Source organism: Paenibacillus sp. LC231, assembly GCF_001860525.1.
Taxonomy (GTDB): domain Bacteria; phylum Bacillota; class Bacilli; order Paenibacillales; family Paenibacillaceae; genus Paenibacillus_AQ.
This window is the reverse complement of record NZ_JFOM01000053.1, coordinates 200,989-220,165: the sequence shown is the minus strand read 5'-3', so window position 1 is coordinate 220,165 and position 19,177 is coordinate 200,989. Positions and strand designations below refer to the sequence as shown.

Annotated in this window: 18 protein-coding genes; 9 read left to right on the top strand and 9 right to left on the bottom strand. The window is 50.7% G+C overall.

Annotated elements, in window-relative coordinates:
- Positions 1-15: 15 nt before the first annotated feature.
- Positions 16-366 (top strand): VOC family protein, encoded by a 351-nt coding sequence (locus AK95_RS28275; RefSeq protein ID WP_071223243.1) that lies wholly within the window; start codon positions 16-18, stop codon positions 364-366.
- Between the two features lie 145 nt (positions 367-511).
- A complete protein-coding gene (locus AK95_RS28270) occupies positions 512-1,312 on the top strand; it encodes a TetR/AcrR family transcriptional regulator (RefSeq protein ID WP_071223242.1) in 801 nt (266 codons plus the stop codon).
- A 449-nt stretch (positions 1,313-1,761) separates the two neighbouring features.
- Here AK95_RS28270 and AK95_RS28265 read toward each other — a convergent pair whose 3' ends face one another.
- The 3 genes from AK95_RS28265 to AK95_RS28255 all read right to left on the bottom strand — a co-directional run bounded on the left by AK95_RS28265 (position 1,762) and on the right by AK95_RS28255 (position 5,014).
- Positions 1,762-2,550 (bottom strand): ABC transporter permease, encoded by a 789-nt coding sequence (locus AK95_RS28265; protein WP_071223241.1) that lies wholly within the window; start codon positions 2,548-2,550, stop codon positions 1,762-1,764.
- Positions 2,550-3,434: an ATP-binding cassette domain-containing protein gene (locus AK95_RS28260; RefSeq protein WP_071223240.1), complete on the bottom strand. Its 885-nt coding sequence runs from the start codon at positions 3,432-3,434 to the stop codon at positions 2,550-2,552. Before AK95_RS28260 ends, AK95_RS28265 begins: the two co-directional genes overlap by 1 nt.
- A 230-nt stretch (positions 3,435-3,664) precedes the next feature.
- Positions 3,665-5,014: an alpha-L-fucosidase gene (locus AK95_RS28255; protein ID WP_071223239.1), complete on the bottom strand. Its 1,350-nt coding sequence runs from the start codon at positions 5,012-5,014 to the stop codon at positions 3,665-3,667.
- 119 nt (positions 5,015-5,133) lie between these two features.
- On the opposite strand from AK95_RS28255, the gene AK95_RS28250 reads away from it, so the two are divergent.
- Complete coding sequence (locus tag AK95_RS28250; protein WP_071223238.1) at positions 5,134-5,961, top strand: AraC family transcriptional regulator; 828 nt, start codon at positions 5,134-5,136, stop codon at positions 5,959-5,961.
- 63 nt (positions 5,962-6,024) lie between these two features.
- Here AK95_RS28250 and AK95_RS28245 read toward each other — a convergent pair whose 3' ends face one another.
- The 3 genes from AK95_RS28245 to AK95_RS28235 form a co-directional block, all read right to left on the bottom strand.
- The gene (locus AK95_RS28245; protein WP_071223237.1) at positions 6,025-6,327 is read right to left on the bottom strand and encodes a putative quinol monooxygenase; all 303 of its coding nucleotides are present in this window, start codon (positions 6,325-6,327) and stop codon (positions 6,025-6,027) included.
- Positions 6,328-6,332: 5 nt separating this feature from the next.
- Positions 6,333-7,325: a helix-turn-helix transcriptional regulator gene (locus tag AK95_RS28240; protein ID WP_071223236.1), complete on the bottom strand. Its 993-nt coding sequence runs from the start codon at positions 7,323-7,325 to the stop codon at positions 6,333-6,335.
- Positions 7,326-7,390: 65 nt separating this feature from the next.
- Positions 7,391-7,888, bottom strand: a complete 498-nt coding sequence (locus AK95_RS28235; protein WP_071223235.1) for a DinB family protein — start codon at positions 7,886-7,888, stop codon at positions 7,391-7,393.
- 209 nt (positions 7,889-8,097) lie between these two features.
- Here AK95_RS28235 and AK95_RS28230 point away from each other — a divergent pair, with 209 nt between their 5' ends.
- Both AK95_RS28230 and AK95_RS28225 read left to right on the top strand, forming a co-directional pair.
- On the top strand, positions 8,098-9,018 hold the full coding sequence (locus tag AK95_RS28230; RefSeq protein WP_071223234.1) for an aminoglycoside phosphotransferase family protein: 921 nt from the start codon (positions 8,098-8,100) through the stop codon (positions 9,016-9,018).
- An 87-nt stretch (positions 9,019-9,105) separates the two neighbouring features.
- Positions 9,106-9,477: a hypothetical protein gene (locus AK95_RS28225; protein ID WP_071223233.1), complete on the top strand. Its 372-nt coding sequence runs from the start codon at positions 9,106-9,108 to the stop codon at positions 9,475-9,477.
- Positions 9,478-9,683: 206 nt separating this feature from the next.
- Here AK95_RS28225 and AK95_RS28220 read toward each other — a convergent pair whose 3' ends face one another.
- From AK95_RS28220 to AK95_RS28210, 3 genes are all read right to left on the bottom strand, one after another.
- Positions 9,684-10,823 (bottom strand): zinc-dependent alcohol dehydrogenase, encoded by a 1,140-nt coding sequence (locus AK95_RS28220; RefSeq protein WP_071223232.1) that lies wholly within the window; start codon positions 10,821-10,823, stop codon positions 9,684-9,686.
- A gap of 1,125 nt (positions 10,824-11,948) precedes the next feature.
- Positions 11,949-13,310: a dipeptidase gene (locus AK95_RS28215; RefSeq protein WP_071223231.1), complete on the bottom strand. Its 1,362-nt coding sequence runs from the start codon at positions 13,308-13,310 to the stop codon at positions 11,949-11,951.
- Between the two features lie 95 nt (positions 13,311-13,405).
- On the bottom strand, positions 13,406-14,335 hold the full coding sequence (locus AK95_RS28210; protein WP_071223380.1) for a LysR family transcriptional regulator: 930 nt from the start codon (positions 14,333-14,335) through the stop codon (positions 13,406-13,408).
- Positions 14,336-14,497: 162 nt separating this feature from the next.
- Here AK95_RS28210 and AK95_RS28205 point away from each other — a divergent pair, with 162 nt between their 5' ends.
- From AK95_RS28205 to AK95_RS28190, 4 genes are read left to right on the top strand one after another with little or no spacing between them, the layout of a single operon-like run.
- Positions 14,498-15,622, top strand: coding sequence for an extracellular solute-binding protein (locus tag AK95_RS28205; protein ID WP_071223230.1), 1,125 nt, complete (start codon positions 14,498-14,500; stop codon positions 15,620-15,622).
- 10 nt (positions 15,623-15,632) lie between these two features.
- Positions 15,633-17,342 (top strand): ABC transporter permease, encoded by a 1,710-nt coding sequence (locus tag AK95_RS28200; RefSeq protein ID WP_071223229.1) that lies wholly within the window; start codon positions 15,633-15,635, stop codon positions 17,340-17,342.
- A gap of 27 nt (positions 17,343-17,369) precedes the next feature.
- Entirely contained in the window at positions 17,370-18,452 is a 1,083-nt protein-coding gene (locus AK95_RS28195; RefSeq protein ID WP_071223228.1) for an ABC transporter ATP-binding protein, read from the top strand.
- Positions 18,449-19,102, top strand: coding sequence for a metallophosphoesterase (locus AK95_RS28190; RefSeq protein ID WP_071223227.1), 654 nt, complete (start codon positions 18,449-18,451; stop codon positions 19,100-19,102). Before AK95_RS28195 ends, AK95_RS28190 begins: the two co-directional genes overlap by 4 nt.
- Positions 19,103-19,177 lie beyond the last annotated feature (75 nt).

Below are 19,177 nucleotides of genomic sequence, written 5' to 3'. Positions count from 1 at the left end.
ATGGAGGAGGACAAGTTGAGAGTTAAACGAATCGTTGCGAATATCGATACGGAGGATGTCGCCGCAGCCAAGACGTTTTATCAAGATGTGCTGGGTCTGGATATGTTAATGGATCATGGCTGGATTGCCACTTATGGCTCGAAGGAGAGGATGAGCATACAGATCAGCTTTGCTTCCGAGGGAGGCGGCGGCACGCCCGTCCCGGATCTGTCGATCGAAGTGGATGAGATAGAGGCCGTGCTGGAGGAGATGAGGCGGGCTGGCTTTTCCATTGAATATGGCCCCGTTGATGAGCCTTGGGGAGTAAGACGCTTTTTTGTCCGCGATCCGTTCGGGAAGCTGGTCAACATTTTGTCACATGATTGAGTGTACGGTGGTCAAATTTGGTATCCTCGCAAGTAGCTCATATTCTACTCTGTACATAAGAATGAACGCATATGATATACTGTTTATAATATAAACAATTAGCAATGAACATCAGAAGCTAGAATGCAGAAAGGATACACAAATCATGTCAAAAGATGAGAGTATGGATCCGGATATTGGATCCAGGCTGCCCGGAGGGGCGGCTCTGAGCTGGGGGTTGGTAAAGCCGCCGAAGCGGGGACCGAAACGGGAGATGAGCCTGACGCAGATTGTGCAGACGGCCATCGACATCGCTGATAAGGAAGGGCTTCAGGCGGTCTCCATGAATCGGATCGCATCCGCTTTGGGTTTTACTGCCATGTCCCTGTACCGGTATATTTCCAGCAAGGACGACCTGCTGCTTCTGATGCAGGACGCCGTATGCGATATCCCCATTCCACCGGAAGATTTCGCAGATTGGCGCGAGAATATGCGAATCTACGTCAAATCGACGATGCAGGTATTTCGGGACCACCCTTGGTACGGTGACATTCCGATTATGGGTATTCCCATTACGCCGAATAACCTTCGATTTATCGACTGGGGTCTGCGTTTCATGAAGGACATGCCATTAAATGATTATGAGCGGATGTCTTTGATTCTCCTGTTAAGCAATTATTCAAGATCAAGCGGCATGATGCAGCGGGATCTGGACCGTGCCGTGCAGGCAGGATCCACCCCGGAGCAATTTAGCGGACAAGATTATACGGCCGCGCTGAAACAGCTTGTAACGCCGGATCGGTTTCCATTCCTGCATCCGGTTGTGATGTCGGGGGTCTATACGGAGGAGAACCAGGAAGAGAATCCGATTGGCAACGACATTGATTTCGGGTTAGAACGCATTTTGGACGGCATTGCTCATTATCTTCAGGCCAAGACACAGCCCGGACAGTCGGACAAGTCATGATACTCGTCAAAGTTACAGGTCGTGGTTGTAAGAGTGCGGAGTAAGAGAGTACAGTAAGAGAGTACAGTAAGAGAGTACAGTAAGAAAGTGCATTAAGAAAGATGCATTAAGAAAGTACAGTAAGAAAGTGCGGTAAGAAGCGCAGTAATAGAGTGCAGTAATAGAGTGCAGTAATAGAGCGCAGTAAGAGCGTGCAATATAAGTGTGCCGCAGCTGAGTCAAAAAACCGATCCTCGCATGAGGACCGGTTTTTTGCTGGTTGATTAAGCCTGATGCGGGGGCCATGGTCTGGTTGGTAAATAACGTTCCCGGACGGACATGACAGCCGCTGGAAGGGGATGAAGTTCCTTATGTCGCTCTTAAAAACGCAAACTATACCGTGTGTACTACTCCCTGTATGCGGTGCGTGATCTCTGGCATGCCTGAATGGTTATCGCGGCTAAGCATATTTAACGTCGTCCAGCTTTTCTCTTAAAGGTCCACATGCCCCATACCATAGAGCCGACAAGGATAAACAGACACCATCCTATTGCCCAGCCGATGTGATCCTGAATAGACCCACCCGTCAGCAACCCGCGAATGGACTCGATGACCGGCGTAATCGGCTGGTTGCTTGCGACCCCTTGCAGCCATGTCGGCATCGTTTCTGTAGGAACGAAGGCACTGGAGAGGTAGGGGAGGAAGAGCAGGGCGAATCCATAGCTGCCGGCCGCTGCGGGGCTGCCTGCAACGAGGCCGATGGCGGCATAGAGCCAAGTGAAGGCAAAGATGAAGAGCGCGATCAATCCGATAGCAAGAATCCACTCCAGAAGTCCCGCCGAAGGCCTGAATCCGACGAGCAGGGCCACAGCGATAACGACGAATGTCGCCAGCATGTTTCGGGCAAGGCTGGCTACCACATGTCCTGTAATGACACTGATGCTTTGAATGGGCATGGTGCGGAAGCGGTCAATGATGCCATTGGTCATATCCTGGGAGACATCGACGGCCGTGCTGGACGATCCGAAGCCGGCGCATAGCAGTATAATTCCCGGCACCACGTAGTCAACATACTGTCCGCTGGGATCGAGTGCTCCGCCAAACACATAGGTGAACAGCAGCATCAACATAATCGGCAGCATCATGGCCGTAATCATTGCCTCCGCGTTTCGGATGCTGTGACGTAAGCTGCGACCGATAAAGACGGTTTGGGTGACCGCTAAGGTCGTTGTTTTTGAGTTCGAAGCTGTTTCTCTCATTATACGATTTCCTCCAATTTCTTGTCGGTTAGCGACAGGAATACATCATCCATATTTGGTCTGTGAAGACTTACACGCGTCTCGCTCGGAAGCAGGCGAGTGAATTCTTGAAGCGTCTGCGCGACATCCCTAATGCTGCCATTTGTCGGAATCCTGTGAATCACCTCGTCGTGTACGTTGCGGAGCTCCAGCATCTCACCTCCGACCCGGGTCTTCAGTTCAGCCGGGCTCCCTTCAGCAACGATTCGTCCGCTATCCAGGACCGCAATCCGGTCCGCAAGCTGATCGGCTTCTTCCAAATACTGCGTGGTCAGCAGTATGGTGATGCCCTGACTCTTCAATTGCAGGATGATATCCCACAGGGTACGGCGGCTGCGTGTGTCCAGTCCCGTGGTCGGTTCATCCAGAAACAGAACGGGACGCGGCACGGTAAGGCTGATCGCAAGATCAAGCCGTCTTTTCATTCCGCCCGAATATGTCTTCACGCGCTTGGCTGCAGCAGCAACGAGATCGAATTGTTCGAGCAGTTCGGCGGTTCGCAGGCGTGCTTCCGCTGCGGATAAACCCGACAGCCTGCATATCATCCGCAGGTTCTCTTCCGCAGTCAATACTTCGTCGACGGCAGCAAACTGGCCGGTCAGACTGATGGACTTCTGGACATCCTGCTTGCCCTGTCCGAGATCATATCCGTTGATCCGCACACTGCCTGCATCGGGTGTCACCAAGGTCGATAGGATATTGATTAAGGTTGTTTTGCCGGCACCGTTGGGACCGAGAAGGGCAAATACGCTTCCTGCCTGCACGTTCAGGTTGATCCCGTCCAGGACGGTTTGATGTCCAAAGCTTTTACGCAATTGATGAATCTCAACAGCATGGTTACTCATGTTAGGTTCAACTCCTTGAATTTAATTGTGTATATAATAAACAGTTTAATTGATAATTAGTATATTGTATAAACAGTTATCTTGCAATATGTTTTTTTAAGTTTGGACGCTGCGTGAGGCTACAGGGATGAGGGAGCTTCTGGGTATAAAAAAAGAGCCTGGCGCGATGTAACAAAACATCGTGTCAGGCTCTATTCAGAATGTAAGCCAGGGTATAGGCCAGCTTGGCGCTATGAACGATCCGATTCGTCATGAAGCTCCAGTTCAATGACGGTATTGCGTTTGTCGGGTAGCGGATACGTGAAGTGTTCAGGCCGCGCGAAATTCACAAATGCGTCCTCGGTGAATTCCGCTGCGCTCCATGGGCGGCTGAGGAACAATTCGTATCCGTCAGCGAGCAGACGGGCCTTCTTTACCTTGTCGGCCATACCGATGAGATTAATCGGTCCGATGGACTCCTCAAAGACGTGGGCATACAGCTTATTGCCTTTTTGGGTGTACCGCCCCCAATCCGGCTTCGGATAATCGGCGGCAGCGCAGCCATAGATACTGTCGCCGTTCTTGCTCATCCAGTCACCGATTTCCTCCAGCACGTCGAGGCTCTCCTTAGGAATGACGCCTCTCGCGTCGGGTCCGACATTCAGCAGCATGTTGCCGTTCTTGCTGACACATTCCACCAGCTTGCGGATGATCGTGGTTGCCGATTTGTAATTGCGGTCAGCGGCTGCATAGCCCCAGTTGTTATTCAGCGTGATGCAGGCTTCCCATGGGATCGGGGCACCAGTCTGATCCACGACGCCGTGCGGCGGAATGATCTGTTCAGGCGAAGCGAAATCTCCGCTGTAAACGGAAGGATCGGTAGTGTAGATGCTGCCCCCGCTCTCGCCGCTGCCTTCAAGCCGGTTATCGATAAGAATATGCGGCTGGAGTTCGCGGATCATCTTCATCAGCTCGGTAGCGCGCCACACCTCGCCGCGCATGTTATCATAAGAGAAGTCAAACCACATGATATCGAGTTTGCCGTAGCCTGTCAGCAGCTCCCGCACCTGCCCATGCATGTAATCCAGGTATCGGTCGAAGTTTTTCGGATCGCGCTTGAAGGCTTCGTTCGCCCGCATCGGGTGAATGCGGTCCCCATAGGCCGGATAGTCCTCATGGTACCAGTCAATCAGTGAGAAGTAGAGGCCAACTTTAAGGCCTTCTTCACGGAAAGCTTCCAGAAACTCCTGGACGAGGTCCCGACCGGCTTTGGTATTCGTTGATTTATATTCGGTCAGCTTGCTGTCGAACAAACAGAATCCGTCATGGTGCTTGGCCGTCAGCACCGCATACTTCATGCCTGCTTTCTTGGCCGCTTTGGCCCACTCCCGAGGATTATAGTCAACGGGATCAAATTCATCGAAATAGGTCTGGTAGTCTTCGATGCTCATCTGTTCCGTGCTTCGGAGCCATTCGCCTCTGGCCGGAATGGAGTAGAGCCCCCAGTGGATGAACATGCCGAAACGGTCGTTCTGGAACCATTGCACGCGCTGGTTTCGATCGTGGATGACTTGATTGGTTGGAGTGGTAGTCGTTGTCATGGATTCAAACCTCCGATTCTTGGAATTGTCGAGTTTGATTTTAACAAGAATGTGTTAGTATGAATAGATAATTACTTAACTCTGACGGGTATTATAATAACTTTAGAGGATAATCGAAGATGAAGAATGAACGTAATGAACATGAAGCCATTCAGCAGATGCTCCTGAACATGCAGGTTCAGATCTGGGAGGCCGAAAGAACGCAGTGTTGGCCGGAGTGGAAGGAATTCGACTACACCGTGTCTTACAACAAGCTCTATTTTATCCTGGACGGGGAAGGATGGGTGAAGATCGGCGATGAGGAGCTGTATCCCGTTCCGGGTCAATTGGTTCTGATGCCGGCACGGATCAGGCAATCCTACTCCGTCATCAGCGGCCGTCCCTACCTTAAATACTGGTCGCACTTCTCGGCGACCGTAGGCGATTCCGACGTGTTTTCCTGGTTGAACGTTCCATATTGTTATGATTTATCGGGCAATGCGGAGATTCCGTCATTATTCCAGCAGCTGGTGGAAGCGCACCGTACCGGTACCATAGCTGCGCGGTTAAAGGAAAAGTCGGTGATGCTGGACATCCTGTCCCGCGTGTTCGAGCACCAGCAGCCGCAGATTCATACGGACAAAATGGAAGATATGGGCAGGCTCCACAAAGTGCAGCAGTACATTAAGAATCACCTGCATGAGGAGATTACGCTGGAGCAGATGGCGGGGACGCTGCATTTGCATCCGAATTATTTTATTAAGTACTTCAAACGGCATTTTGGGATCACGCCGCAGAAATATCTAAGCCTCAAGCGGATGGAGCAGGCCAAACTCATGCTAAGAACGACCCCTCTAAGCATCAAAGAAATTGCGGACGCCACCGGCTTTGAATCAGCGAACTATTTCTCGAAAACGTTTCGTAAAGAGGTTGGTTACAGCCCCTCGGAATATCGGAACAATATATAGCAAAAAAGAGGCTGTCCCTGAAATCGATTCGGGGATAGCCTCTTTTCTTCTGATCAGGTTTGCCTAAAAACCTTTTCCTCCAAGCGGCTTAAGCTTGAGCGGCTCTGCGCCGGCGATCAGCGGGCGCCCGCGCTGCAGCAGCTCGGACGTATCGGCTCCCTGCAACGAAGCGGCATGTGCGTCTTGGCTGCTCCACAATTCCGTGACCCATACGGCATTCGGATCGCTGTCCGAAACGTTGACGATATAGAGTTCACAGTCTTCGTTATCGCTAAGCATCGCTGCTGCTTCGAGCAGGATCTCCGCAAGTTCATCCCGTTTGCCGGGATGGGCAATCAGTTTTCCGTACATCGCAAACTTCTCCATCGGGTTCACCCTTCCTTTTTGGTCATGTCGCTTAACATGCGTTCGTAATGGAGCGCCATGCTTGTCGTGATCTCTGACAGTTTCAGCACGAGAGAAGCGGGCTCCAGAATGGTTAAAGCCTTGCCGTAAGGGAGAAGAAAATAGGGAACATAGGACATCAGCGAAGATGTATCCAGCTGGAAATGAGCTTCTCCATCACGGCGCTTCACAAGAGTATGTCCAAATAACCAATGCTGGCTTAATTCATTCAGAACATGCTCATGGCCTTGGATGACGACATGGATCAGCGGTTCATGGCTGCCTGAATCGGGCAGAAGACTGCCAAGCAGTACATCCTTGGCCGAAAAGTCAGCGGGCCGTTCAAATACATGTTCTGTCAGCTCCAGCCCGATGATCCGATCCACGCGAAAATTGCGAATCTCTTGGCGCAGATGGCAGAAGCCGGCAGCATACCATTGACCCTTCCAATGGATGATGCCGTAGGGGTCGAAGTTTCGGGCAACGCTCTCGCCTTCCCTGCCCTTCGAATACGACATCTTCAAGGTTTGTCCTTGCGCTGCGGCATTCTCCAGCGTCTGCAGCAACGGCTGAAGCCCGGTATGGACAGGAGGCTGCAGAACCGAGATGCCGCTGCTGTGCCGTTCGATCTGATGAAGCTGCTCCTCATTTGTATAAAGCTTCAGCTTGCCGATTGCCCGCTCCAGCGCGTCCGTATACGGATAGCCGGTTTCTTTGGCGAAGATCGAAGCGTGCACTAATGCCTTCTGCTCTTCGGCGTCAAACATCAGCGGGGATTCCGCAAACTGCCCGAGGATCCGAAAGCCGCCGTTCGGCCCGGAATCGGCAATGATGGGCGCGCCGCTGGCGCATAACGAATCGATGCAGCGGTACACCGTTCGGACATGGATTTCCAGCTCATCGGCGATTTGCTGCGCGGTCATCTTCTTGCCCGAGCGGAGCATCCACAGGATCGACAGCATATTATCCGCTTTGGACATCTAGATGCGCTCCTTCCAGATGGGATGATCTCGAAATGTTTACTTTTAAGTAGATTGTATCTTTTCTACACGAGCGGGTCCATGCCCTTGTCGATCCAGGAATCGTAGGTCGGACCGTAGAGCTCGGGAATCCGCAGCCCGGCTTGTCTCATCAGCACCGTCATCTGTCCGCGGTGATGCGCTTGATGAACCAGGGTAAAATGCAGGAATGCCGCATTTGTCCAAGGCTCTCCGTCGAATTCGCGGGTAGCGCGAAGTTCCTCCTCGCTCCACTGCGACTGCACCGAATCCAGAAAGGCATGCCGGATCCGGCGGTAGCTGTCCTGAATCTTGGCGGCCGAATGGGGGATTTCCTGCTCGCGGGACGGGCCCTCAAACTGCAAACCGAGCATGGTCATGTACTGAATCGACATCACCAAATGCCAGGCCAGCTGTCCAAGCGTGCGATGGTGCTCCGTCATAGCGGTTTTGAGCGATTCGTCGGTTAAAGCGTTCATGACTTGTTCGGTGATATGCGCCTCTTTTAACCATTCAGTCTTAAAATCCTCTAAGCTCATGTTCATGTGTAATCCTCGCTTTGGTTTAGGATGTGTGCTGCAAGTCGAGTATATTACACCATTCCTGACAGTTACGGTCAGTGATTATGGCCGATACGAATTTAATTATTCCAGTGATTAGCCGAATATTGATATGCATGGTCTACAGAACCTTCTTCATTTATAATGTATGAGATTTAAAGCTCGTGCAAGGTATCGAATATAGGGGGTACAGCATGCAGGAAACGCTTCGTGAAATCCCGGGAGCTCAAGAATGGATTGTCATTCAAGCAATTGACAAGGGCTGGTCGGCTGATCGTAAATATTATGTTCAGGATACGCTAGGCAAGGAGTGGCTCCTCCGGCTATCCGACATCTCTCAATACGAGAGGAAGCGATGGGAGTTTGAAACGGTAAAAAAGCTGGATCCTATCGAAATGCGTATGTCCCGTCCGATTGATTTTGGTGTATGCCATGATGGCAGCCAAGTGTTTTCCCTGTTCACATGGGTTCCGGGAGAAGATGCCAGGGACGCCATTCCATTGCTGGATTCTGAGGAGCAGTACCGGCTGGGCGTTCAGGCAGGCCAATATTTGAGTGAGATGCATCGCATTCCGGCTGAGAGCGGCTTTGATACGTGGGCGGTTTATTATAATTCCAAGATGGATAGGTACATCAAAAATTATGAGAGCTGCGGCATCCGGCTCGCAGGTGCGGAGAACATCATTCGTTATATGGAGGAGCACCGATATTTGCTTGATGAGCGGCCCCGTTCTTTTCAGCATGGGGATTATCATGTCGGTAATATGGTGGTTACGCCTGAAGGCGAGCTGGGCATCATCGATTTCAACCGGGCGGATTCCGGTGATCCTTGGGAGGAGTTTAACCGGATTACGTGGGATGCTGAGATTAGCCCGTGGTTTGCTTCCGGTCGTATTCACGGATATTTCCAGGGTGGAGAGGTACCGGATTCATTCTTCAGATTAATGGCGCTTTATATCGCGAGTAATCAGATTTCCTCGATACACTGGGCGATTCCATTCGGTGAGCAGGAAGTGGGGGTTATGCTGAATCAGGCTCAAAAGGTACTGAACTGGTATGAGGGGTTCGAGACGCATATACCCAATTGGTATAAACCGATGCCGGGATCATCTTAGCCTATCATTGACAGTTTAGCAATCTAGAAGAATTTATTGAAGCCGCAGCATGATACGATATAAAAAAACAGATGGAGGTTTGTACTCATGTCATCAGCGGATATTCGGTTTGTCGGCGGAAACAATATTGCCCTTAAAATTCCGAAGTACAAGTATGAGGAAACCGTGCATTTTTACAAAGAGGTTTTGCAGCTGCCTTATTTGGGCTTCAAAGATGGTTCACACCTCTTTCAGCACGGCCCGAACAATTTATGGCTGGATTGCATGACTCACTATGCTCAGCAGGATGTCTGGTTAGAGGTCACTACAGATCATCCCGAGGCGGCCGCTTCATATTTGAGAGAGCATCAGGTGGATCGCAGGGATGAGGTGGAGGTTTACGAGAACTCGCAGGGCTACTGGATATCCGATCCATGTGGGACGATCATTCGGGTGAATCCCAGAAAAGCGAGTGAATAGACAAGCCTAACCGGCGCATGGTTAGCCGTTGACGACGCGCATCCCTTGAGACGTGAGGTTATGTCGAAGCGTCCTACCACGTATTCGGTAAAATTTAATGCTCACTCAAGAATTCCGTGAACCGGGACACAAAAAACCAAGCATCTCCTATCCAAGATAAAGGTTGTGACAGGGGGTGCTTGGTTTATCTTTTTGCTGAGATTCCGCTACGGCTTGAGAACCACCTTGGTGCAGTCTTCTTCATGATCGTTAAATATCCGATAGGCATCGCTTGCTTGTTCCAGTGGAAGCCGGTGGGATACAATCTCGGTCGGATCGAATTCCCCGGCGGTGATCTTCTTGAACAGCTCCGGCATATAATGGATAACGGGGGCTTGACCCATGGTAAGGGTAATGTTCCGTTCAAAAATATGGCCGAGCGGGAACATATTGTACAATGAACCGTATACGCCGGTCAGCTGTATCGTGCCGTATTTGCGAACGGCATCGATGGCAATATCGATGGCGCTTAACGTTCCGCCCTGGAGCTTCAGCTTTTGACCGATGGCTTCCATGGTTGACTTCTTGCCGTCCATGCCAACACAGTCGATCACAACATCCGTGCCGCCCTTGGTGATTTCGCGGATGTATGCGCCCATATCATCATAGTCTTCAAAATTGTAGATCTCCACGTTGTTCATCCGCTTTGCTTTTAGCAGCCGGTAAGGGAGACGATCCACAGCGATTACCCGTTTGGCCCCCTTCATCCAGGCGAATTTCTGGGTCATCAGACCGATCGGTCCACAGCCGAGCACCGTCACGGTATCGCCCGGCTTCACGCCGGCATTCTCCACGCTCCAATAGGCAGTAGGCAGAACGTCGGACAAGAACAGAAGCGCCTCATCCTCCAGCTCGCATGACTCGGGAATGACAAACGGCATAAAGTTCCCGTACGGCACGCGCAAATATTCAGCTTGTCCGCCAGGGTAGTTGCCGTAGCGTTCGGTGTAACCCAAGAACCCTCCGGCATGGACATCCGGGTTGCGATTGGAATTGTCGCATTGACTCTCCATATCATGATTACAATAGTAGCAGTGGCCGCAAGAAACATTGAACGGAAGAACGACGCGGTCGCCTTTTTTCACGCGGGTTACGTTGGCACCGACCTCTTCTACGATCCCCATGGGCTCATGGCCGATCACGAAATCTTTAGCCGCGGGCATAGCTCCTAGGTATATATGAAGATCGGAACCGCAAATGGCTGTAGAGGTGATGCGGACGATAATATCATCCTGGGTCCGAATGGATGGATCCTCTACGTGTTTGACCTGAATGTCTTTTGCGCCTTGAAATGTGACTGCTCTCATACGTTCCCTCCTTATGCGGTGTACAGAAGTTCTCTTTTTTTAATACCCGATATCCAATTGTATTAACATCCCCACCGCTATTCATGCATATGCGCTGATACGCGCAAAAACATAGTTTGTGGAAGAAAGACCAATGCGTATAATTACTCCTGATGGTCGGTAGGGGCACGCGTATAAGTGAACCGGCTGCGCGAACCTCGATGACAAACGTGAAAAAGTGAACCGGCTGCACAAACCTCGATGACAAATGTAGCAAACGTGATAAAGGGGATAAACGTGATAAACATGACAAATGGGATTCACCGGACACAGGATACGTTATTTGCTCTGAAAAGAGCTAAACTAAGTTACTTGCGGACATGAGATCCGTTATTTGCATAAAAAGTCCGCTTTTCCGCAGCAAAAAGGTTAAATAACGGACTTGGTGTCCGTTAGGATAAGAGAATCGCCTGAAATATGGCCAATAACGGATCTGTAGTCCGTTGGAAGCCGTCTGTTGGTGATGGGTTCACCTGTTTGGTGATAGCCGCCGTCATGGTGATAATATCTGCTTGTTTGGTGATAGCCGCCGACTGTTAGTGATGGATCCGCATGTTTTGGGGAGAGCAGCCGTATGTAGCTGATGAAACCTGTTTGTTTGGTGATATCAGCTGAATGTTAGGGATGGATTAGCTTGTTTGGAGATGGCAGCAGCAAGTTGTGTGATGGAATTCACTTGTTTGGGATAGCAGCTCATGTTGGTGATAGAAGCAGTAAATTAGTAATTGGATCTGCCTGTTTACGTGATCGTAGCCGCTGTTAGTGATAGAAGCCAGCTGTTAGTGATCGTAGCCGCTGTTAGTGATAGAAGCCAGCTGTTAGGGATGAAATCCGCATGTTTTGGTGATAGCAACCGTCTGTTGGTGATAGCAGCCACTTGCCCCGGCATACCAACCATTTTTGTGAGACATCCCATGGTCGATTTCTTCGATAAAACGAAGCCGCAGGTCAATGATCGGGTATATAGATGGCGTAAAAGCTTTTCAAAAACAAAAGAACGCGTATTGGCAGGGGTTCGATGATCCCGCCATACGCATTCTTTTTTTAGATTGTTATTTTACTCTTCGAACTGTTGGCGTCAAAAGTTTACACGAGCTTCAAATACTCAACGATCGTCAGCAAGCCTTTATCGAAATTCTCCAAATTAAAATGCTCGTTCGGGGCATGCAGATTCTCGTCCGGCAAGCCAAAGCCCATCATGACGGCAGGAGCGTTCAGTGTGCTGGACAGCTTCTCCACGATCGGGATGGACCCGCCATCCTTCGTAAAGAGGGCACGCGTGCCGTAGACATGCTCGAACGCGTCCGCGGCTTTTTGCAGCATCGGATGGGACGGATCGATGTTGAAAGCGAATGCTTTTTCCTTCGGTTTAAACGTAATCTTCGAACCGACCGGAGTGTGGGCATGCAAGTGTGCTTCAATCGCGTCGAGGACCGCTTGCGGATCCTGGTCGGCCACCAGGCGGCATGTAATTTTGGCATGGGCTTCCTTCGGAATGACCGTCTTGCTGCCTTCACCCTGGAATCCGCCGTATACGCCGTTCAGCTCAAGGGTCGGACGCGCTCCTACGCGTTCAACGAAGGAGAACCCTTCCTCACCATACAGGGAATCGAGGCCGAGATCCTGCTTCAGTTTCTCCTCGTCGAATTCCTGCTTGGCAAATTCTTCGCGCATTTCCGGGGACAGCTCCAGCACCCCCTTATAGAAGCCTTTTACGGCGACGCGCCCTTGCTCGTCATGAAGCGAAGAGAGCAAGGACACTATCGCATGCAGGGCGTTAGGTACGCCGCCGCCATATGTACCGGAATGAAGGTCGGTATTGGCTGTTTCCAGCGACAACTCCAGGGAGCACAATCCGCGAAGGCCCGTGGAGATGGCCGGTTTGCCAGGTGCGAGCAGTGATGTATCCGAGATCACGATGGCGTCCGCAGCCAGCTTGTCCTTGTTGTTGTCAAGATAGAGCGGGAGGTTCGGGCTGGACACCTCTTCTTCGCCTTCAATGCAGAACTTGATGTTGACCGGAAGCTCCTTCTCTTGCTTCAAAATAGCTTCGACGGCTTTGACATGCAGGAAGAGTTGGCCTTTGTCGTCCGTTGCTCCGCGTGCATACAATTTGCCGTTGCGGATAGCCGGCTCAAAGGGCGGGGTTTCCCACAGATGAAGCGGGTCTACGGGCTGTACGTCATAGTGACCGTAAACGAGCACGGTCGGTTTGCCTTCGGCATGCAGATAGTCTGCCGTAATAATAGGATGTCCAGCCGTTTGATGAACTTCCACATGCTCAAGGCCTGCCTCGGTCAGCTTGCCTGCGAGCCACTCGGCAGCCTTTGCCACATCGCCTTTGTGCTCGGACAAAGCCGAAATGCTCGGAATGGACAACCATTCCTTCAACTCATTCAGATGGGTTTCGCGGTGTTCGGCGAAATACGCTCTATAATCAACGCTCATGTTATAGGGATCCTCCTTCAATATACATTGGCATTCGATACATGCCGTACCTTACTATTCTAACCGTTTTTTGAAGAATACGAAATATAACGGGATTAATCTTGAAATTTGTCATGACTCTCATCCGGTCGTTGAAATGCAAAATTGTCCAAAAGGTTTCTCCAGAACATCCGCAGCGCCGGACTGATCAGCTTATTGCGGTGGCGAACGGCATAAATCTGACGTTCGGGCGGCCAGGACGGAATAGGTCGTGATAGGAGTTTCCCCTCTGCCAGTTCTTCTTGTATGGCAGCTTCTGCGATTATGCCATACCCCAGACGGTGCCGAACGGCTGCTTTCAGTGCTTCGGTCCCCGAAATTTCCAAGGAAATTTGAAGTTGGATACACTGTTTGTCTGCCCAGCGGTCAATAAGCTGTCTGCTGATGGAGCCAGGTTCATGTGAAACGAAGGGATGTTCGACCAGATCGCCCGGGATTAAATCTCTTACGCTTGCAAAGGGATGATCCGGAGCGAATATAAGCACCAGATCATCATGGATCAGCGGCTGTACGATGAATTCCGGCTCATCCACTTGCGTGTTCGATATGATGCCTACATCGAGTTCGTATTTTTTGACTTTCTCGAGAATATAGGCAGCCGGTCGGACATCCAACAGGATGGACAACCCCGGATAATTGAGTTTCAACTGTTGCAGCAGCGGCGGCAACAGGTAGGTAGCGGGAGTATGGGTACTGCCGATGGCGAGTACTCCTGCAGCGGTTCCGCGGAAGATATCCATGGTCGATGAGGCTTCCTCAGACAGGGAATGAATCTGCGATGCGTAATGATAAAAGGCTTGACCGGCTTCCGTAAGCTTGATGACATGATAGGACTTGGTGTGAAACAGGGCAAGGCCAAGCTCTTCCTGCAGCTTGTTTAAATGGAAGGTCACGGTTGGCTGGGTGATGCCCAGCTTCTGAGCCACAAGGTACAGCTTCCTCAGCTCCACGGTAAGCACAAATACTTTTAATTGCTGTAAGTTCATGTTGCTCTCCTCTCTTTCCATATCATCATAGATCATATTAATCTTATCTAATATTTGATAGATATTATTTAACTCTTTGTTAACGCAGGGATAATTTTTATATGAATCTATGGCGTTATGCTGAAATGGAACCAAGAAGAAAATCAGAAACAGGAGGGTGACATGAACAAAAAAAGAGGCTTTCAACATAGGATATTCATTGCTTTAACTGTGCTCATGTGCTTATTGTCGGCTTGCGCGCAATCGGATGGACAGCAAACGGTAAGATCCAAGGAAACGACCGGACCGATTACTGGCGGAAGTGGAAGTGCTGCCGGTCAGTCGGACTTGTCCTTGACCAGAGACGACGCAGAGGATACCGGGGAAACCATCTACTTATACGGAAATGATTTTGTGGATTACATCGCTCCGAAGTTTACAGAAGAGACGGGTTTCAAATTGGAAGCCGTGCATTACGGAGGAGGGGAGGCATTAGCCAAAATAGAGGCTGAACAAGGAAATCCGCAATGGGACGTTCTAATGATGGATGGGCACGGTTCGGTCCGCAACTTGGCAGATCGCGATTTCCTGCTGACAGACTGGGAGCCTGAGAATCTGGGGAATCTGTCCGAAAGCGGAAGGAGTTATGTGCCCGAAGATTTATCATACTTCCCAGTCGGCATACATGCGGCTGGCGTCATCGCTTATAACACAACGCTGGTAACGCCGGAGAAGGCACCGACGACATGGGAGCAATTTTTTGCTTATGACGGCCCTGTGGGTCATGCAGATCCGGCTGTCGCAGCGCCTGCCTATCCGCTCGTATCCGCATTTTTTGAGCAATGGGGTGTCGAGACAGCAGAGCAGAGATACGAGCAGCGCTTCAAAGCGGGACTTCATGTGTACCCCAAGAATGGTCCTGTCGGGAAGGCGTTGTTAAGCGGAGAAATCGAGGTTGCGGCCCTTCAAGAACACAATGCTTATGAACTGAAGCTTGCCGGTGAGCCAATTGAGGTGATATGGCCGAGCGAGGGTGCGCCAGGCAGCTTGCGCGTTGTAGCGATCAGCAAACATACCAAGAACCCGGCAGCAGCCAAGGCATTTGTGGAATATATTCTAAAACCCGAGACACAGCAGATGTTAACGAATCTGGATTCAACCGACAGTTTCTTTACGCCACTTGCTGAAGGTGTGATGGCACGAAGTGAGCGTGAACCGAATGGGGCCTTTATGCTGCCTTCTGCTAAGTGGGCGTCGGAACATGAAGTTGAGATCAAAACCTGGTTTGCGGACCAAAATGTAAGGTAGGTAGGGCCACATGAATACTTCTGAAGCTCGCTATGGAGGCGGGGTAACCCTCCTCCTGTTCATTTTGATTTTTTTGCCGCTGCTCGCCGTCCTCATCAACGTCATCTTTCCCGGGCTATTCTTCGGACAGGTCAAGTCCAGCAGCTTGGGCTTGATCGGAGAAATATGGAATCGGCCGTTGTGGAAACAGTCTCTCTTGAATTCGGTCACATTGGCGCTGGGTACGGCAACGATCGGTACGATCATTGGCGGCGTGCTTGCTACCATTCGGGCAAGGTGGGACTTTACAGCGGCTAAATTGCTGGATATGACGGCTTGGGTATTGTTAATAGCTCCATCCTTCATGATAGCGCAGGGCTGGGTTTTGTTTGCCGGCTCGGATGGACTGGCTCATCAGTGGCTGGGGCTGACGTGGGTTACCTCGTTTATTTTTCAACCTGCCGGACTTGTGTTTGTCATGTCCCTAAGCAAATTCCCGTTAGCTTATTTGGCTATTACGGCAGCATCGGAGTGGAATATAAGGCAGTTCGGTTATGCAGCCAGGCTGAACGGCGCGAGGCCATTCACCGTGTGGAGAACCGTCGAAATGCCATTGGCTCTGCCTTCCTATGTGGCTGGCTGGACCCTGGTGTTTATGGATACTATCGGAGATTTCGGACTGCCCGCCGCCTTGGCGACCGTATATAAATTCCCGACGTTGACATACTCGATATACTCGGCGATCTATCAGTCTCCGGTACGCTTTGATATGGCCGGGGTGCTGGCATTCTACCTCGTCTTGATTCTGGTCCTTGCGATGACCTTGCTCATGGTGACCCTGGGCAGATCCAGATTCGACTTTCTGAATGCAAGAGCCGTCCAGATCGAAAAGGTTAGACCGCGCAAAGCCTGGTTGTACAATTTGCTGATTACGATCTTTCTTTTCTTGAGCCTCGGGATTCCGATTGGAACCAGCGCGGCGGTATCTCTCCTGAAACAAGCGGGCGGAGGCCTATCTTCGGGTAATTTCACCCTCGACCATTACCGTGAATTATTCTCGGGACAAGCCGGGGATCACAGGCTGCTCGGTTATCTTGAAGGAATGTATCATTCTCTTATCATTGCTGCCGCAGCCGCTTTATTCAGCATGCTGATCGGGTTTGTTGTTGCTTATATGCTGACATTTACGGAGTCTCGGCTAAAACCCTTGCTTCAGTTGTTCTCCATCATATCCCTGGCTGTCCCCGGCGTTGTGCTCGGGATTGGCTATATTTTCATATGGAACCAGAAATGGCTGGAGCCTTTAGGACTCCATTTATACGGAACCCCCTCGTTGCTTGTGATTGCAGGGATAGCCGGTGCCATCCCCTACGCAGTCAGGGTCCAGCTGGGGGCATTCGGCAATTTGTCCGGCACGATGCTGAAGGCGGCAGCCATTCAAGGGGCAAGCGTGTTCGAACGGATGCGGGATATCGTATTGCCCTTGGCACGCCAGTCACTTTTGATTGCAACCTTGGCCTCGTTTGGAACCAGCGTGTTCGATTTGGCCCTGGCTTCCATGCTGAAACCGGCTAATTATTCGTTGATGCCGCTGGTCATCGACCGGGCCTTTGAATTCTCGCGCTATGGTTATGCAACGGCAGCTACTGTCGTTAGCTGCGGAGCAGTTGTACTGATGATCATTTTGCTGCAAGCAGCAGGGCGTCTGGGTTTCAGATGGCTGGATCGCAATAAATCGTGATCAAATTTGGAAGGGATTGAGCGTGGAATGATCTTAAAGGTAAAGGGTGTATCGAAATCATTCGGCTCGCAGCAAGTCTTGAAGCCGATCACGTTTGAGGTCGGGGAGGGAGAACGCATATGCATACTCGGCCCATCGGGCTGTGGGAAATCTACGCTGCTGCAGATGATTGCCGGACTTCAGCGTATTGATACCGGCGAGGTGGAGATGGCTGGAGCCGTCGTTGAACGGGGGAAACATTATGTTCCACCGGAAAACCGGCCTGTTAATATGGTGTTTCAAGATTATGCTCTCTGGCCGCATATGACCGTTAAACAGAACATGGAGTACGGGATGAGACGCCGGAAGGTAAATGGGCATGACAGATCGAATACATTGGATCGACTCCAATCGCTTCTGAAGCTGGGGGGCTTACTGGACCGTCTGCCGGCCCAGCTGTCTGGCGGTCAGCAGCAGCGAGTAGGCATAGCGAGAGCGTTGGCAACAGAACCGAAGCTGTTATTAATGGATGAACCGTTGTCTAATCTGGATGTTAAGCTTAGAACGGATATGCGCGGTGAGTTGGCCAGATTGCTCGGCGAATTATCCATTGCTACTCTGTATGTGACGCATGATCGCATGGAGGCATTTACGGTGGCGGATCGGATTTTGATTTTAAGGGACGGAACGATAGATCAATTGGGAGCACCGAGGGAGTTGTTTGAGCGGCCTGCAAGCCCTTGGGTTGCACAGCTTATGGGATACCATAACCGATTGGATGCCAGACTGAGCGAGAATGGACGTCCTGCTGCTATCATTTCCGGGAGTCCGATTGCGGGAAATCTGATGGGTGCGGATCATGGAGACGGTCGGGCTATCATCATGATTCATCCGGAATCGATCGAAATTTGCAGCAGTGACGAAGCTCTGCAAGAAGGGAACTTGCTGAAGGTGACCGTGATGCAGACAATCTATGAAGGGAACAGATGGAGAGTCATCGCAGAAACGGCAGATCAGCAGCCGATTCATCTATTTCATCATTGCAGCGTAGATGCGGGAAGCGAATGGAGAATACGGTTGTTACCGGAACAAACGATGATTTATGCAGAAAGCAGCATGCTGGCTACATGAGTCAAGTGTATGCGATATCGGACATTCACGGTTACGGTTCCCTGCTGGAAACTCTATTGAAGCACGTCCATTATCAGCCAGAGGTGGATCGTCTATTTTTGCTGGGGGATTATGTGAATAAGGGACCCGATTCAGCCGGGACTCTTGACTATGTGAAGGAGCTGTGTGATTCGGGTGCCGTTGCGCTTCAGGGAAATAACGAACGCAAATGGTTGCATCAATTGCCGGCACACGCAGGTTTCGCAGCTCCCCAATGGTTACAATATCAACAATTCATAGCAGCCATGCCGTTATGGACCGAATACAACGAATACTTGTTTGTGCATGCAGGCATTCGGCCTGATATTCCGCTTCATGCGCAGAAACCGGAAGAATTGACAGAGATTCGTGAACCGTTTCATCAATCGCCTCGTTATATGGATAAAACGATTGTTTTCGGGCATACGTCCACTTTTCGTCTAGGTGTACCGCCAGACCAGCTCTGGTATGGCGATGGCAAGCTGGGGATCGATACAGGGGCCGGGCACGGATATTATTTAAGCCTGGTAAATTTGACAGCGGGCATTCAATGGTACATGTCGGTTACAAGACCAGAGAAGATTACGTACCGGAAGCTGAAAATAACGGGAGGACCGGTTCTTCCTAAATAATATATTTCCATATAAAAAAGAAATAGGCAGCATCACTGGCCAATAGTGATGCTGCCTATTTCACTCGAAAGACCT